Origin of the sequence: Streptomyces sp. Ag82_O1-12, assembly GCF_900182715.1 — a bacterium.
Classification (GTDB): domain Bacteria; phylum Actinomycetota; class Actinomycetes; order Streptomycetales; family Streptomycetaceae; genus Streptomyces; species Streptomyces massasporeus.
On sequence record NZ_FXUW01000001.1, the window covers coordinates 3,907,132 to 3,922,801 of the forward strand.

General features: G+C 69.9%; 14 protein-coding genes, 1 pseudogene and 1 riboswitch. Of the genes and pseudogenes, 3 read left to right on the forward strand and 12 right to left on the reverse strand.

Features of this window, described 5'->3' with window-relative positions; genetic code table 11:
- Nucleotide 1 precedes the first annotated feature (1 nt).
- The 10 genes and pseudogenes from QOL88_RS38855 to thrC form a co-directional block, all read right to left on the reverse strand.
- A pseudogene (locus QOL88_RS38855) lies at nucleotides 2-96 on the reverse strand (IS5/IS1182 family transposase); the annotation flags it as partial.
- 35 nt (nucleotides 97-131) lie between these two features.
- Complete coding sequence (locus QOL88_RS17795; protein WP_097217360.1) at nucleotides 132-773, reverse strand: response regulator; 642 nt, start codon at nucleotides 771-773, stop codon at nucleotides 132-134.
- Nucleotides 770-1,897, reverse strand: coding sequence for a sensor histidine kinase (locus QOL88_RS17800; protein WP_218892917.1), 1,128 nt, complete (start codon nucleotides 1,895-1,897; stop codon nucleotides 770-772). Before QOL88_RS17800 ends, QOL88_RS17795 begins: the two co-directional genes overlap by 4 nt.
- 30 nt (nucleotides 1,898-1,927) lie before the next feature.
- A complete protein-coding gene (locus QOL88_RS17805) occupies nucleotides 1,928-2,740 on the reverse strand; it encodes a hypothetical protein (protein WP_097223056.1) in 813 nt (270 codons plus the stop codon).
- A gap of 261 nt (nucleotides 2,741-3,001) precedes the next feature.
- A complete protein-coding gene (locus QOL88_RS17815) occupies nucleotides 3,002-4,552 on the reverse strand; it encodes a carboxylesterase/lipase family protein (RefSeq protein WP_097217361.1) in 1,551 nt (516 codons plus the stop codon).
- An 87-nt stretch (nucleotides 4,553-4,639) separates the two neighbouring features.
- Entirely contained in the window at nucleotides 4,640-5,764 is a 1,125-nt protein-coding gene (locus tag QOL88_RS17820; RefSeq protein WP_097217362.1) for an NADH:flavin oxidoreductase, read from the reverse strand.
- Nucleotides 5,765-6,045: 281 nt separating this feature from the next.
- On the reverse strand, nucleotides 6,046-7,668 hold the full coding sequence (gene groL, locus QOL88_RS17825) for a chaperonin GroEL (RefSeq protein WP_031103577.1): 1,623 nt from the start codon (nucleotides 7,666-7,668) through the stop codon (nucleotides 6,046-6,048).
- Nucleotides 7,669-8,060: 392 nt separating this feature from the next.
- Complete coding sequence (locus tag QOL88_RS17830; RefSeq protein ID WP_003949956.1) at nucleotides 8,061-8,264, reverse strand: cold-shock protein; 204 nt, start codon at nucleotides 8,262-8,264, stop codon at nucleotides 8,061-8,063.
- 446 nt (nucleotides 8,265-8,710) lie between these two features.
- Nucleotides 8,711-8,986 carry a MoaD/ThiS family protein gene (locus tag QOL88_RS17835; RefSeq protein WP_031135858.1) on the reverse strand — a complete coding sequence of 92 codons (276 nt, stop codon included), beginning with the start codon at nucleotides 8,984-8,986 and terminating at the stop codon, nucleotides 8,711-8,713.
- A 126-nt stretch (nucleotides 8,987-9,112) separates the two neighbouring features.
- Complete coding sequence (gene thrC, locus QOL88_RS17840) at nucleotides 9,113-10,399, reverse strand: threonine synthase (protein WP_097217363.1); 1,287 nt, start codon at nucleotides 10,397-10,399, stop codon at nucleotides 9,113-9,115.
- Between the two features lie 18 nt (nucleotides 10,400-10,417).
- A riboswitch (SAM riboswitch) is annotated at nucleotides 10,418-10,574 on the reverse strand.
- Nucleotides 10,575-10,754: 180 nt separating this feature from the next.
- Here thrC and QOL88_RS17845 point away from each other — a divergent pair.
- From QOL88_RS17845 to otsB, 3 genes are all read left to right on the forward strand, one after another.
- On the forward strand, nucleotides 10,755-11,699 hold the full coding sequence (locus QOL88_RS17845; RefSeq protein WP_097217364.1) for a glucosyl-3-phosphoglycerate synthase: 945 nt from the start codon (nucleotides 10,755-10,757) through the stop codon (nucleotides 11,697-11,699).
- 73 nt (nucleotides 11,700-11,772) lie between these two features.
- A complete protein-coding gene (locus QOL88_RS17850) occupies nucleotides 11,773-13,161 on the forward strand; it encodes an alpha,alpha-trehalose-phosphate synthase (UDP-forming) (RefSeq protein ID WP_097217365.1) in 1,389 nt (462 codons plus the stop codon).
- Nucleotides 13,162-13,168: 7 nt separating this feature from the next.
- On the forward strand, nucleotides 13,169-13,990 hold the full coding sequence (gene otsB, locus QOL88_RS17855; RefSeq protein WP_097217366.1) for a trehalose-phosphatase: 822 nt from the start codon (nucleotides 13,169-13,171) through the stop codon (nucleotides 13,988-13,990).
- Nucleotides 13,991-14,099: 109 nt separating this feature from the next.
- Here the strand turns inward: otsB and QOL88_RS17860 are convergent, their stop codons facing one another.
- Together QOL88_RS17860 and QOL88_RS17865 are read right to left on the reverse strand one after the other, a co-directional pair.
- A complete protein-coding gene (locus QOL88_RS17860; protein WP_097217367.1) occupies nucleotides 14,100-14,345 on the reverse strand; it encodes a DUF3263 domain-containing protein in 246 nt (81 codons plus the stop codon).
- Nucleotides 14,346-14,380: 35 nt separating this feature from the next.
- On the reverse strand, nucleotides 14,381-15,634 hold the full coding sequence (locus tag QOL88_RS17865) for an extracellular solute-binding protein (RefSeq protein ID WP_097217368.1): 1,254 nt from the start codon (nucleotides 15,632-15,634) through the stop codon (nucleotides 14,381-14,383).
- Nucleotides 15,635-15,670: the final 36 nt, after the last annotated feature.

Below are 15,670 nucleotides of genomic sequence, written 5' to 3' on the forward strand. Positions count from 1 at the left end.
GCCCGCCGCGGGGCCGTCCGAGGGCATCGCCGGCCGGGGCCCCTTTTGACGGGCTCCGGCGGCGTGCTGGTGGGCTCGGACGACGGTGGAGTCGACCGCGACGACCAGGTGAGGTCGCCTTCGGCGTCGGCCTAACCTGCGTCACGGACGAGGAGTGCGATCTGCACCCGATTGGTCAACCTCAGTTTGGCGAGCGAGCGGCTGACATGGGCCTTCACTGTGGTCTCGCTCATGCTGAGCTCTCGGGCGATATCAGCGTTGGCCAGCCCGCGGGCCACCGCGCGAACGACATCCTGTTCGCGAGCGGTGAGGACAGCCAGCCGTTCCTGCGCGGCCCGGGCATCTGGGGGCTGCCGGTCGGCGAAAGCCTCGATCACCCGCTTGGTGACCGTGGGCGACAGCACGGCGCTGCCGTCTGCCGCCGTACGGACGGCGGCGATCAGATCGCGCGGCGCGGTGTCCTTCAACAGAAACCCGACAGCCCTGGAACGCAAGGCTCTGTAGACGTACTCATCGCGGTCGAAGGTAGTGAGCATGAGCACCTTCGGCGGACTCGGCGACTGGTGGATCTCCCTGAGCGCGGACACTCCGTCCATACCCGGCATCTGCACGTCCATCAGCACGATGTGCGGTCGGTGGCGGGCGACGGCAGTGACGGCCTCCGCCCCGTTCTCCGCCTCGGCGACCACCTCGATGTCGTCCGGGACCTCCAGGATCATGCGAAGCCCGGTCCGTACCAACGCCTCGTCGTCGACAATGAGTACCCTGATCATGCCGGAAGCCTTGCAGACACGGTGAATCCGCCGTCTTCGTCTGGCCGGGCAGTGAACTCGCCGCCCAACAACTCGACACGTTCGCGCAGCGAGATCAGGCCGAGGCCACTACCGGACATCTCCGACACGCAGTGGTGCGGTACGACGTTATTGACTGTTACCTCCAGTGCAGAGGGCAGGCGTCGTAACACCACCTGCGTGGGGACAAGACCCGCGTGCTTGTGGATATTGGTGAGGGCCTCCTGGACGACGCGGTAGGCGGTGTGCTCCACCACGGCATGCAGCTCACTCACAGGCCCCTCATCACGCCTTTCTATGGGAACGCCGATCGATCTCGACTGATCGAGCAGTGCGTCGATATCGGCCAGGGTCGGCTGTGGCTGGAACGTCTCTGGCTCTCCGCCTCCGTGACGAAGGATCCCGAGAACGGCTCTGAGCTGGGTGAGAGCCTCCTTGCCCGTAGTGCGGATGAGCTCCGCTTCCGCTGCAGTCTGCTCGTCCGGCGCATTGATCTCCAGCGCCCCCGCGCGCAGGACCATGAGCGACACCTGGTGGGCGACCACATCGTGCATGTCCCTCGCAATGCGGGCACGCTCCTCCACACGCGCCCGCTCGGCGAACACGGCCTGCTCCCGCTCCAGCCGATCGGCCCGCTCGCGCAGCCCGGCCACCACCTTCCTGCGCGCGCTGATCCACATCCCTGTCACCAGCGGAAGCCAGACGAAAAGGGGTGCTCCACCGAGCGAGGAGACGATGTCGACGCCGGATCGTGGCACTACCGCCAGTAGGCTCGCGGCCGCTGAGAAGACGGTCAGGGGGAGGGGGCGCCGGATGGTGGTCGCCGCTACATAGGTTGCGACGGAAAGCACCAGCCCAGGGGAGCGTGCCACCGAGTCCACGGCTGCGATCGCGAACAGGGGCCAGCATCGTTTCGGCGCCATCCACACGCCCGCCGCCGCCAGCAGCCCGACCACCGCGGCCTGGATGGATGCGGGCACCGGGGCCAGCCCGAACGAGGAGTGCGGCGTCACACCGGGCAGGGCCGCCGGTACGAAGGCTCCGCAGAAGGCGGTGGCGGGAAGCGCGAAGGAGACCAGACGGTCACGCAGTGGCTGTGCACTCACCGGATCACCGTAGACAGCATCCGGAACATGTCACCAACTCAGCCATCGCAAGGGCCTGCTGTGCTGGACGGAGCAACTCTCGATACGCAGCTCGGGGACATTGTCCCGTAGCACCTGGATGCCGAGCGGCACGAATACCAGGCACAAGACCCCGTTCGAGACGACGCCGTCGAACAGCTGGCTTTCTTTGAGTACGCCTCCCCAGAGGGTCCCCGACCAGAGGAACAACAGGCAGCGCCCCGAACCGAACGTCCCGGACCGGAATGCTCCGATGGTCAGCAGCGCCATCCCGGCGTACTGGCAGGCGGACGCGCTCACGGGGATCCTCCATGGCCCGTAGGAGATGTCCACGTACGTGGTTGCCACGATCTTGATCGCCTCGTCGAGGCCGCGTGTTTCAGCCAGTTGGAAAGCTGCCTGGTCGACACCGGCGAAGTACAGGCGCGCGAACAGTCCGAGGATGACGAGAGTGCCACCCCACACGGCGAGCCCCGGGCACCGCGCCGCGATGATCCTCGCGAGTGTGGCGAAGGCGGGCCATAACAGCAGGGCTCCCGCGGCGAAGCACGCGTAGCCGGCCGTGACCAGCCCGGGGTTGTGTACATAGGCAGCCAACTGCGACGGAGCGGCGAACTCCTTGCCGAACTCACCCGCTTGGCCAGGCGCGAGAACCACCGAGTCGCGGGTCAGGTACCGCAGAAGCAGCCCTGCTGACCACACCACAGGGCCGAGGACGAGAGCCGCTCCGCCTATGATCCGGCCGGGGAACCATGCATGGTGACGTATCGGAGGAATCGTCTTCCAACTACCGCCTGCTGGGGCGGCCGTCTCTGTTTGCATCATGGCCAGCACTCTGGATCACGGGCGGCCCGACGGCATCCTTCGATCGATGCGATCGACGTCTCTTTAGTAGTGCTCCTCATCGGCGCCCCCTGCGGGTGGCCGACGGCGCCTGAGGAGCGCGGCGAACACCATGCCCTTGTCGTGACGGACGCCCAGTGGGCGAGGATCGAGCCGTTGCTGCCGGATCGGACTCCGAAGCGGGGTGGGCGGTGGTGTGATCACCGGCGGGTGATCGACGTGATCGCGTTCAAGTACCGCGCCTCACAGCAGCGGCAGCGGCAGGAACTCGTGCCCCTCCCACAGCCGCCGCGACCGCTCCTCCGGGTACGCTCGCACTTCCGGCTCCGCGTCCAGCACCTGCACCAGCCGCTCGGCGTCGTCGTACGCCGGCCAGCCCGGGTCGCCCGTCCTCGCGAAGGACGTCCAGGACGCGCGGAAGCGGGACGACAGCGCGAGGGCCTCGGCGGAGGGCTCCGCGCCGGCGAACAGCAGAAGCCCCAGGTCCGCCCCGTAGGTGCCGAACAGCAGCGGGATGTCCAGGGCGTGGCAGGCGCCGAGCGCGCCGCCGTTGCCGGGGGCCGGCCAGGTCAGTTCGTAGACGTGCGCCTTGCCGCCGCCCGCGTGCTGCGCCTCGGCCAGGTGCAGGGAGGGCATGTTGAACAGCCAGTCCGTCTGGACGCGTTCGTAGAGCTCGCTCGGGGAGGCGTCGGGGAAGGCGTCGCGGTACGCCTGTTCACCGCCGGGGGCGAAGAGGCTCAGGGCCGAGGCCGCCCGCTCGTCGGATATCTGGCCGAGCTGGCCGGCCATGGCGATGAAGAGGCGGTATTCGTCGCGGTTGTGGCCGACGAGGAGGTCGACGTCCTTCGCCGATCCCGACCTCAGGGCCTGCCACGGGCTCGTCGGCAGGACCTCGCCGTCGACCACCGGGGAGAAGGGCGTGACTGTGGGCGCCGCCTGGCCCCAGCGGTCGATGCGCTGGAGCATCTTGGCGCTCAGCGTCTCACCCGCCGACGTGAGCCGGTGCGGGGCGATCGCCGAGAGGTCGGCGACGGTGGGGCGCAGGCCCAGCTCTGCGGCGAGGGCGGTGCCGATGTCCCGGGCCAGCTCGTCGGAGAAGAACGTCCCCGGCACGCTCTGGGCGATCGCCCGCCGGAACAGCCCGGCCGCGCGCGGCATGGAGAGCAGCGAGGCGATCGAACCCGCGCCCGCGGACTCCCCGAAGACCGTGACCTGGTCGGGGTCGCCGCCGAACGCCTCGACGTTGTCCCGCACCCACTCCAGCGCGGCCACCTGGTCGAGCAGTGCGCGGTTGGCGGGAGCGCCTTCGATGAACGCGAAACCCTCCATGCCCAGGCGGTAGTTGAGCGACACGACCACCACGTCGCCGTCGGCGGCGATGTGCCGGGCGTCGTAGCCGGGGCTGCCGGAGTGGCCGAGCTTGTAGGCGCCGCCGTAGATCCACACCATCACCGGACGGCGGGCCGCCGGGTCGGGTTCGGGCGTCCAGACGTTGACCGTGAGCCACTCGTCGCCCTCGGGAAGATCGAGCAGGCCCGGACCGCCGAGGCTGCCGAGGTCCTGCGGGGGCGGCGGGCCGAAGGCGTGGGCGTCGCGCACGCCGTCCCAGGGCTGGGCGGGGCGGGGCGCCTGGAAGCGGGCCTCGCCCACCGGTGGCGCGGCGAAGGGGATGCCGCGGAAGACGGCGAGTCCCTCCTCCCTTCCGCCCCGCACCGCACCGGCGGTGGTGCGCACCACCGGTCCGGACTGCCCCGCAGAACCGTCGTGCGGCGGGCGGGACTCGGTCGTCGTCATCTGGATCTCCTCACGATGCCGGTGAACAGGCGCTCAGTCAGTGTCCTTGACTGACGCAAGCAGATCCAGAGCCTCAGACGACGGCGATCAGCTGAGGGTCTTCAGCGCCGCCGGGTTGTAGGGCGCCAGCTCCTCCAGGCGGCCGTCGAGCACCTTCCGGGCCCACTCGGGGTCCTGGAGCAGCGCGCGGCCGACGGCGACCATGTCGAACTCGTCGCGCTCGAAACGGTCCAGGAGGTTGTCGAGGTCGCCGACCTCGGCGCCCTGGCCCTGGAAGGCCTTGATGAAGTCGCCGTTCAGGCCGACCGAGCCGACGGTGATGGTGGGCTTGCCGGTCAGCTTCTTGGTCCAGCCGGCCAGGTTGAGGTCCGAGTCGTCGAACTCGGGCAGCCAGTAACGGCGGGTGGAGGCGTGGAAGGCGTCGACACCGGCCGCCGCGAGCGGGGCCAGGATGGCCTCCAGCTCCTCGGGCGTCTCGGCGAGGCGGGCGTCGTAGGCCTCCTGCTTCCACTGGGAGTAGCGGAAGATGACGGGGAAGTCGGCGGAGACGGTCTCGCGGACGGCCGCGACGATCTCCTCGGAGAGCTTGGCGCGGGCGACCCGGTCGCCGCCGTAGGCGTCGGTGCGGCGGTTGGTGCCCTCCCAGAGGAACTGGTCGAGCAGGTAGCCGTGGGCGCCGTGGATCTCGACGCCGTCGAAGCCGATGCGCTCGGCCGCCGCGGCGGCTTCGGCGAACGCGCCGATGACGGCGTCGATGTCGGCCTGGGTCATGGCCTTGCCGGTGGGCTCCGTCGCGCCGATGCGCAGGCCGGAGGGGCCGACGGCGGGGGCGTCGGCGAACGGGGGCTCGCCCTGGTTGCGGACCATGCCGATGTGCCACAGCTGGGGCACGATGGTGCCGCCCGCGGCGTGCACCGCCTCGGCGACCTTCGCCCAGCCCGCGAGCTGCTCCTCACCGTGGAAGCGCGGCACGCGGTCGCTCTGCCCCGCCGAGTCGTGGCCGACGTAGGTGCCCTCGGTGACGATCAGGCCGACTCCGGCGGCGGCGCGGCGCGCGTAGTACGACACGACGTCCTCACCGGGCACGCCGCCCGGGGAGAACATGCGGGTCATCGGCGCCATCGCGATCCGGTTCGGAACGGTCAAGCCGCCCAGCGATACGGGCCGGGACAGGATTTCGGCGGCGCGGGATGCGGAGGCGGCGACAGTCACGTGGGGGCTCCCTTGGGGGTACCGGATGGTATGTGCATACGCATGGGACCTCACCTTCAACCATCCGGCACCGCCCGGACCATCCCACCCCCGCTGTGATCCCGGACACGCGAGGTGTGTGCCCCCCGGGCAGGGGGAGGGCGGGGGCACACCTCGGGCCCGCCCGACGGCGCCCCCGGACACGCCCGACGGCACACCCCCGGACACGCCCGAGGGCGGCACCCCCTGTCGGAACAGGAAGTGCCGCCCTCGGTAAGACCGTTGATCAACCCTGGGGTCGATCAGAAGTCCATGTCACCGCCCGGCATGCCGCCGCCGGCCGGCGCGGCGGCCTTCTCCGGCTTGTCGGCGATGACGGCCTCGGTGGTGAGGAACAGCGCGGCGATGGAGGCGGCGTTCTGCAGGGCAGAGCGGGTCACCTTCGCCGGGTCGATGATGCCCTCGGCGATCATGTCGACGTACTCACCGGTCGCGGCGTTCAGGCCGTGGCCGACGGGCAGGTTGCGCACCTTCTCGACGATGACGCCACCCTCGAGGCCACCGTTGACGGCGATCTGCTTGAGCGGGGCCTCCAGGGCCAGCTTCACGGCGTTGGCGCCGGTCTGCTCGTCACCCTCCAGGTCCAGCTTCTCGAAGACCGAGGAGGCCTGGAGCAGGGCCACGCCACCACCGGCGACGATGCCCTCCTCGACGGCCGCCTTGGCGTTGCGCACGGCGTCCTCGATGCGGTGCTTGCGCTCCTTGAGCTCCACCTCGGTGGCGGCACCGGCCTTGATGACCGCGACACCGCCGGCGAGCTTCGCCAGGCGCTCCTGGAGCTTCTCGCGGTCGTAGTCCGAGTCGCTGTTCTCGATCTCGGCGCGGATCTGGTTGACCCGGCCGGCGACCTGGTCGGCGGAGCCGGCACCGTCGACGATGGTGGTCTCGTCCTTGGTGATGACGACCTTGCGGGCCTTGCCCAGCAGGTCGATCGTGGCGTTCTCCAGCTTGAGGCCGACCTCCTCGGAGATCACCTCGCCGCCGGTGAGGATGCCGATGTCCTGCAGCATCGCCTTGCGGCGGTCGCCGAAGCCCGGGGCCTTGACGGCGACGGACTTGAAGGTGCCGCGGATCTTGTTGACGACCAGGGTCGACAGGGCCTCGCCCTCGACGTCCTCGGCGATGATCAGCAGCGGCTTGCCGGACTGCATGACCTTCTCGAGGAGCGGCAGCAGGTCCTTGACGTTGCTGATCTTCGAGTTCGCGATCAGGATGTACGGGTCGTCGAGGACGGCCTCCATACGCTCCATGTCGGTGGCGAAGTACGCCGAGATGTAGCCCTTGTCGAAGCGCATACCCTCGGTGAGCTCCAGCTCCAGACCGAAGGTCTGGGACTCCTCGACGGTGATGACGCCTTCCTTGCCGACCTTGTCCATGGCCTCGGCGATGAGCTCGCCGATCTGGGTGTCGGCGGCGGAGATGGAGGCCGTGGAAGCGATCTGCTCCTTGGTCTCGACATCCTTCGCCTGCTCCAGCAGGGCGGCGGAGACGGCCTCGACGGCGCGCTCGATACCGCGCTTGAGGGCCATCGGGTTGGCGCCGGCGGCTACGTTGCGCAGACCCTCCTTGACCAGGGCCTGGGCGAGAACGGTCGCGGTGGTCGTACCGTCACCGGCGACGTCGTCCGTCTTCTTGGCGACTTCCTTGACCAGCTCGGCGCCGATCTTCTCGTACGGGTCCTCGAGCTCGATCTCCTTGGCGATGGAGACACCATCGTTGGTGATCGTGGGCGCGCCCCACTTCTTCTCGAGGACGACGTTGCGGCCCTTGGGGCCGAGCGTCACCTTGACGGCGTCCGCGAGCTGGTTCATGCCGCGCTCGAGGCCGCGCCGCGCCTCCTCGTCGAACGCGATGATCTTGGCCATGTGAAGTGGTCCCTCCAGGACTGGGGGTGATTACTTCGGACCGCGCCCGCGCCCGCGACGGACGGCTCGCCAGCCTTGTGGTTCCTTCCCACCCGGCCTGCGGGCCTCACCGACCCGGTCCTTACGTTGTCACTCTCACCTTCAGAGTGCTAACGCAATGATTAGCACTCGACCCCCGAGAGTGCAAGGCGCGCTCGCGTAGCGAGTGCTCGTTGAGGGGTGGTGGTCGGGTGACGGGCGGGCGCAAGCGCCTCCCGGGGATCGGGCAGGGTCGTCAGCCGCCCGCGAGCACCGCCCGGCAGGCCGTTCGAACAGGCCGAAGGGCCCGCACCCCGGGGGGTACGGGCCCTTCTGAGAAGACCGGTCGCGTGAGCGTTGGTCGTGGTGCGCGTTCAGGCAGCGACGCGAACCATGTCGGCCTGCGGTCCCTTCTGGCCCTGCGAGATCTCGAACTCGACCCGCTGGCCCTCTTCAAGGGTGCGGTAGCCGTCCATCTGAATCGCGCTGTAGTGGACGAAAACATCCGCACCACCGTCGACCGCGATGAAGCCGTACCCCTTCTCCGCGTTGAACCACTTGACGGTGCCCTGAGCCATGCCTAACTCCCCTATTACTGGCCCTTGCACAGATCCACACTTCGTGAACCCGGGTCAGACCTCACCCCCCACGGTTGGGGGCGTGCGCCGGAACGCGTCGACCGCGGCTGAATGTATCTGTCCAACTGCCGTCTGCAACAGGTCAATCGGACGAGAATTCTGGACGCGCCGGATCCGGAATGTGGGGAGAATTCGTCCGAATTCAGGGCAAGTCGGGCCACACAAAGGGAACAAAAGCCGCAAAAGATGCGCACACTTTGGCTACATCTTGTCGGGCTCGCAGCGGGAATTTCAGGGTGCCGATCAGCGGATCGGGACCGCGTTCCCCAACTGTACCGCGCTCAATCACACAGAATTGCCCCCTCCGCTTCTCTCACGGAGGGGGCAATTCGATGAACTCTCAGTGACTGCCGTTACCGAAGGTAATAACGGGCCGCCCGACCGGTTCAGCCGCCGGCGACGGCGGGAATGATCGACACGCCGGCACCGTCCGGCGTGGCCGTCTCCAGACCCTGCTCGAACCGCACGTCGTCGTCGTTGACGTACACGTTGACGAACCGGCGCAGCTTGCCCTGGTCGTCCAGCACCCGGGCGGCGATCCCGGTGTGGTTCTTCTCCAGGTCGGCGATGACCTCGCCGAGGGTCCCGCCATCGGCGGACACCTCTGCCTGACCGCCGGTGTAGGTGCGCAGGATGGTGGGGATGCGAACGGTGACGCTCATCGGGGATGTCCTCCGGTTCTTCTTGGGCTACGGCTGGGGCGCGCCCTCAGGGGCGCGGGGCTGTATCAACGTGCGGCTCCGCCGCGTGGGCGCGACCAGCCCTCACCGGCCCGCAGCGAACAACGATCAGACCAGCCCGGCCTCACGGAACGAGTCCAGGTTGGGCCGGATGGTCGCGGTCAGCCCGGTCCCGGCCACCGCGTCCAGCGTCTTGAGGCCGTCTCCGGTGTTGAGCACGACGGTGGTCTTGGTGGGGTCGAGGGCCCCGCTCTCGATCAGCTTCTTCGTCACGCCCACCGTCACACCACCGGCGGTCTCCGCGAAGATCCCCTCGGTCCGAGCAAGGATCTTGATCGCGTCGACGACCTGCTCGTCGTTCACGTCCTCCACCGCACCGCCGGTCCGCCGCGCGATGTCCAGCACGTAGGGCCCGTCCGCCGGGTTGCCGATGGCGAGGGACTTGGCGATGGTGTTCGGCTTCTGCGGGCGGACGACGTCGTGCCCGGCCTTGTAGGCGACGGACACCGGCGAGCAGCCCTCGGCCTGCGCGCCGAAGATCTTGTACGGCTTGTCCTCGACCAGCCCGAGCTTGATCAGCTCCTGGAGGCCCTTGTCGATCTTCGTCAGCTGCGAGCCGGAGGCGATCGGCACCACCAGCTGGTCCGGCAGCTGCCAGCCGAGCTGCTCGCAGATCTCGTACGCGAGGGTCTTGGAACCCTCCGCGTAGTACGGCCGGAGGTTGACGTTGACGAAGCCCCAGCCCTCGCCGGCCGGGTCGCCGATCAGCTCGGAGCAGAAGCGGTTCACGTCGTCGTAGTTGCCCTCGATGCCGACGAGCTCGCCGCCGTAGACCGCGGCCATGACGACCTTGCCCTGCTCCAGGTCGTGCGGGATGAACACGCAGGAGCGGAAGCCGGCGCGGGCCGCGGCGGCGCCCACCGCACCGGCGAGGTTGCCGGTGGAGGAGCAGGAGAGCGTGGTGAAGCCGAAGGCGCGGGCGGCCTCCAGGGCCTGGGCGACGACGCGGTCCTTGAAGGAGTGCGTCGGGTTGCCGGAGTCGTCCTTCACGAACAGCTTGCCGGCGTCGACGCCCAGCTCACGCGCGAGGTTGTCGGCCTTGACGAGCTTGGTCCAGCCGGGGTTGATGTTCGGCTTGTCCGCGACGTCGGCCGGGACCGGCAGCAGCGGGGCGTAGCGCCAGATGTTCGCGGGTCCCGCTTCGATGCGCTTGCGGAGCTCTTCGGTGTCGTAGGCCGAGAAGTCGTAGGCGATCTCCAGCGGGCCGAAACACTCCTGGCACGCGAAGACCGGGCCGAGGGGGACGCGGTGGCCGCACTCGCGGCAGCTGAGCGCTGCGGCGGGGCCGAGGTCTACGGTGGATTCAGTGGTGCTTGCAACAGTCTGCGCAGCCATGTGAGGCGAGGCCCTTTCTCCTCATCTTCCTCACGACGCATCTCGCCGTGAGACGGATTTGGCACCTTCCCGAGCCGGGAGCCTCGCGCATGGGGTCGACAGTGACCTACGAGTACCGACTGGAGGGTTGCCGGGGCTTCATCGGGCCGTTTCCCTCTGCCCCTCTGGATGAGCTGTATGTGGTTGTAGGCGGCGGGTGACCCCGGACATGCGATGGTCATCCGCCTTGTTCAAGACTGTAACCGACGACCAGGACAGTTGAGATAGTCGTCCGAACCGCGAGATGACTGTACCTGTCAGCCGCTACCGCGGCGGGCAGTCCGTCCCGCCGAGAGTACGCAGAGGAGCCGCCACGGTGCTGGAAGAAGTCGAGCGCTGGCTGAGCACCCGTTCCTGGTCAGCGAACGAACGCCCCCTCCACCAGATTCTCGCCGCGAAGCAGCGCACCGGCCAGACGGTCAGCGTGGTGCTGCCCGCGCTCAACGAGGAGGCGACGGTCGGCGACATCGCCTCCGTCATCCGCCACGACCTGATGCGGCAGGTGCCGCTCGTCGACGAGCTGGTCGTCGTCGACTCGGGCTCGACCGACCGCACGTCCGAGGTGGCCGCCGCCGCGGGCGCGCGGGTGGTGCACCGGGACGAGATACTCCCGCATCTGCCCGCCGTGCCCGGCAAGGGCGAGGTGCTGTGGCGCTCTCTCCTCGTCACCCGCGGGGACATCGTCTGCTTCGTCGACGCCGACCTCAGGGACTTCTCGTCCGACTTCGTCTCCGGGATCGTCGGCCCGCTGCTCACGGAGCCGGACGTGGACCTGGTGAAGGCCATGTACGACCGTCCCCTCGCCGGCGCCGCGGGGCAGGGCGGCCGGGTCACCGAGCTGATGGCACGCCCGCTGCTCAACATGCACTGGCCGCAGCTGGCCGGCTTCGTGCAGCCGCTCGGCGGCGAGTACGCGGCCCGCCGCTCCCTGCTGGAGCAGCTGCCGTTCCCCGTCGGGTACGGCGTGGAGCTGGGGATGCTGGTCGACGCCCTGCACCTGGCGGGCCTGGACGCCCTCGCCCAGGTGGACGTGGGGGTGCGCAAGCACCGGCACCAGGACGGGCAGGCGCTGGGCCGGATGGCCGCCGCGATCTACCGCACGGCCCAGCTGCGGCTGGCCCGCGGGCATCTGATCCGGCCGGCCCTGACGCAGTTCGAGCGGGGGGCGGACGGCTTCGAGCCGCGGACGTACTCCGTGGACACCGAGGAGCGTCCGCCGATGGTGGACATCGCCGAGTACCAGGCGCGGAGAGCGGCCTGACCGGGGCGGTTTTCGGCCGGGCGCCGCAGATCCGCACGTTTGAGCGTTCGGGGGCCGGGCTAGGTTGAGGCTTATGGCTTCGACGAACGGTGCTGCACAGGTGCTGGTGGCCTCCAACCGGGGTCCCGTCTCGTACACGGTGGGCGAGGACGGCTCGCTGGAGGCCAAACGGGGCGGCGGCGGGCTGGTCTCCGGGCTCTCCGCGATCGGCTCCGACGCGGACGCGCTGTGGGTGTGCTCGGCGCTGTCCGACGGCGACCGGGAGGCGGTCCGGCGAGGGGTCGGCGAGGACGGCGTGCGGATGCTGGACATCCCGGCCGACGTGCACGCCGACGCGTACAACGGCATCGCCAACTCGGTCCTGTGGTTCGTGCACCACATGCTCTACCAGACGCCGCTGGAACCGGTCTTCGACGCGGAGTTCCGGCGGCAGTGGGCGTCCTACGAGGCGTACAACCGGGCGTTCGCTCAGGCGCTGGCCGAGGAGGCGGCGCGGGGCGCGGCGGTCGTGGTGCAGGACTACCACCTGACGCTGGTGCCGGGCATGCTCCGCGAGCTGCGGCCGGACCTGCGCATCGGGCACTTCTCGCACACGCCGTGGGCGCCGCCCGAGTACTTCCGGATGCTGCCGGACGACGTGGCCGGGCAGGTGCTGCGCGGCATGCTCGGCGCGGACCGCCTCGGCTTCCTCACCGAGCGCTGGGCGGAGGCGTTCACCGCCTGCGCCGAGCGGTTCGCGGGCGGGCTCGGCGGCACGCGGGTCGGGGTGCACGGGCTGGGCGCCGACGCGGACTTCCTGCGCAAGCGGGCGCACGAGCCGGACGTCGAGGAGCGGATGGCCGCGCTCCGGCAGGAGATCGGCGAGGGCCGCCGCACCATCGTCCGGGTCGACCGCACCGAGCTGTCCAAGAACATCGTGCGCGGCCTGCTGGCCTACCGCCGGCTGCTGGAGGCGCACGCCGAGTGGCGCGAGCGGGTGGTGCACGTCGCCTTCGCGTACCCGTCGCGGCAGGACCTCGCGGTGTACCGGGACTACACGGCCGAGGTGCGGCGGCTCGCGGACGAGATCAACGCCGAGTACGGGACGCCCGGGTGGACCCCGGTCCTGCTCAACCTCAAGGACGACTTCGCCCGCTCGCTGGCCGCCTACCGGCTGGCCGACGTGGCCCTGGTCAACCCCATCCGCGACGGCATGAACCTCGTCGCCAAGGAGGTCCCGGTGGTCTCCGACGCGGGCTGCGCGCTGGTGCTGTCGCGGGAGGCCGGGGCGCACGAGGAGCTGGGCGAGGACGCGATCACGGTGAACCCCTACGACGTCACGGGCACGGCGGCGGCCCTGCACGAGGCTCTGTCGATGCGCCCGGAGGAACGCGCCGAACGCGGCAAGCGCCTGGCCGCGGCGGCGACGGCACTGCCACCGGCGCAGTGGTTCGTCGACCAGCTCGACGCGTTGAGGGGCTGAGGGCCCGATGAGCAGCCTTCCCACCCCCGCGACGAAGGCCGGGCAGGACGGCCTCGACGCCCTCCTCGCGCAGCCCGGCAAGGCACTGATCGGGCTCGACTTCGACGGGACGCTCGCGCCGATCGTGGCCGATCCGGAGCTGGCCCGGGCCCATCCCCGGGCGCTGTCCGCGCTGGCCGCCCTCACGCCGAAGGTGGCCGCCGTGGCGGTGATCACCGGCCGGCCGGCCGAGGTCGCGGTGCGCAACGGCGGCTTCGCGGACGTCCCGGGTCTGGAGCACCTCGTCGTCCTCGGGCACTACGGCGCCGAGCGGTGGGACGCCCGCAGCGGCAAGGTCACCGCGCCCGAGCCGCACCCCGGCGTCGCGGCCGTACGCGCCGAGCTGCCCGGGCTGCTCGACGGGAGCGGGACCTGGGTCGAGGAGAAGGGCCGGGCGGTGGCCGTGCACACCCGCCGGGCCGCCGACCCACAGGCCGCCTTCGACGCCCTGCGCGAGCCGCTGACCGACCTCGCGACCCGGCACGGCCTGATCGTCGAGCCCGGCCGCATGGTCCTCGAACTGCGCCCGCCCGGCATGGACAAGGGCGTCGCGCTGAGCGAGTTCGCCCGCGAGATCGACGCCGGATCGGTGCTCTACGCCGGCGACGACCTGGGCGACCTGCCCGCCTACTCGGCCGTCGACACCCTCCGCACGACCGGCACCCCGGGCCTGCTGGTGTGCAGCGGCAGCGACGAGGTGACCGAACTGAGGGAGCGGGCGGACGTGGTCGTGGACGGCCCGGAGGGGGTCGTTGAGTTGCTGGCCGCGCTGGCGCATCGGATCGGCTAGAGGGGCGCTCCCTCAGGGGGGCGGGGCAGCATCGATATGCGGCTCCGCCGCGGGGCGCGAACCACCACGACGCACCCGCACCCCGCGACGGCGAGAAGCCCCCCGCCCCTCACCGCTCGGACCGACGCCGCTCCCGAACACGTCGCAGCCGATTCACCGTCACCGGATCATGCGCCAACGCCCGAGCGTCATCCAGCAGGGCGTTGAGAAGCTGGTAGTAGCGAACGGGAGCGAGATCCAGCTCCTCACGTATGGCCCGTTCCTTCGCGCCGGGACCGGAGAAGCCCCGGCGTTCGAGCGCGAGGATGTCCCGCTCCCTGCGCCCGAGCCCCTGCTCACCCGTGTCCTCGTCCATGCACGGCACCGTAACGCCTGCCACCGACAGCGGAGCTACTCCGCGCTCTCCGCCCGGACCGCCGCCGCCTGGAGGTGCCCGAGTACGCCCGAGGGGCTGCCGCCGGGCGCGACGGCCTTGCCGATCTGCTGCTTGACCTGGGCACTGACGTCGGCCCAGGACGTCTTGCCGACCGGGTAGAGCTCGGAGGCCAGCAGCTCCTCCAGGAACGGCCTGAGGTGCCGGTCCTCGTCGGAGGCGGCCATCGTGCCGGACGCGGAGGAGGTGACCGGCAGCAGGTCGTACTCGCGGGAGAAGGCCAGCACGTTCTTCTCGCTGTAGACGAAGTCGAGGAAGTCGCCCACCTGGTCGCGGTGGCCGTTCTTGCGGAACGCCGTCATCCAGTCGGTGACGCCGAGCGTGGACCTGCTCGGGCCCTCCTTGCCCGGCGTGGGCACCATCCCGTACTTGACGCCGTTCTTCGCGGCGATCTTCATCAGCGAGGGGTGGCCGTTGAGCATCCCGACCTGGCCCTTGGCGAAGGCGGCGAACGCCGCGGCCCGGTTCAGATTCCCCGGTGCGACCGGCCCGGTCAGGTCCTTGCCGACCAGGTCCTCCTTCAGCCAGGAGAAGGTGTCGATGTTCTCCGGGGAGTCGAGGCCGTAGCCGTCGACGCCGTCGGTGTAGCCGCCCCCGCCGCTGAGCATCCACTGCATGGTCTCGGCCTGCGCCTCCTCGGGGCCGAGGGGCAGCGCGTAGGGGTACTTCACGCCCTTCGCCTTGAGCGCCTCGGCGTCCGCGGCCAGGTCGTCCCAGGACTCGGGCGCGCTGACGCCGGCCTTGGCGAAGAGGGTCTTGTTGTAGAAGAGCACGCGGGTGGAGGCGGCGAACGGCAGCCCGTACTGCACGCCCTTCACCTGGCCCGCGGAGGCCAACTGCCCCACGAAGTCGGCCTGCGTGCGTATGGAGAGCAGGTCGTCGGCCTTGTAGAGCTGGTCCTGGGCGGCGTAGTCGGCGTACGCGCCGATCTGCGCCATGTCCGGCGGGTCACCGGCGGCGACCATCTCCCTGACCTTGCGGTCGACGTCGTTCCAGGAGTAGACGCTGACGTCGACCTTGACGTCGGGGTGGTCGGCCTCGTACTCCTCGACGAGCTTGTCCCAGTACTTCTTCGAGCTGTTGGCCGCGCTGTCGCCGTAGTCGGCGGCGACCAGCTTCAGGGTCACGTCGGCCGATCCGCCCGTGACGCCGCAGCCGCCGAGGACCGCCGTCATGCCCAGTGCGGACACCACCGCGATCGTTCCTGCCATCCGCCGCCGCTGCACCGCTGCTCTTCCCCAACCCCG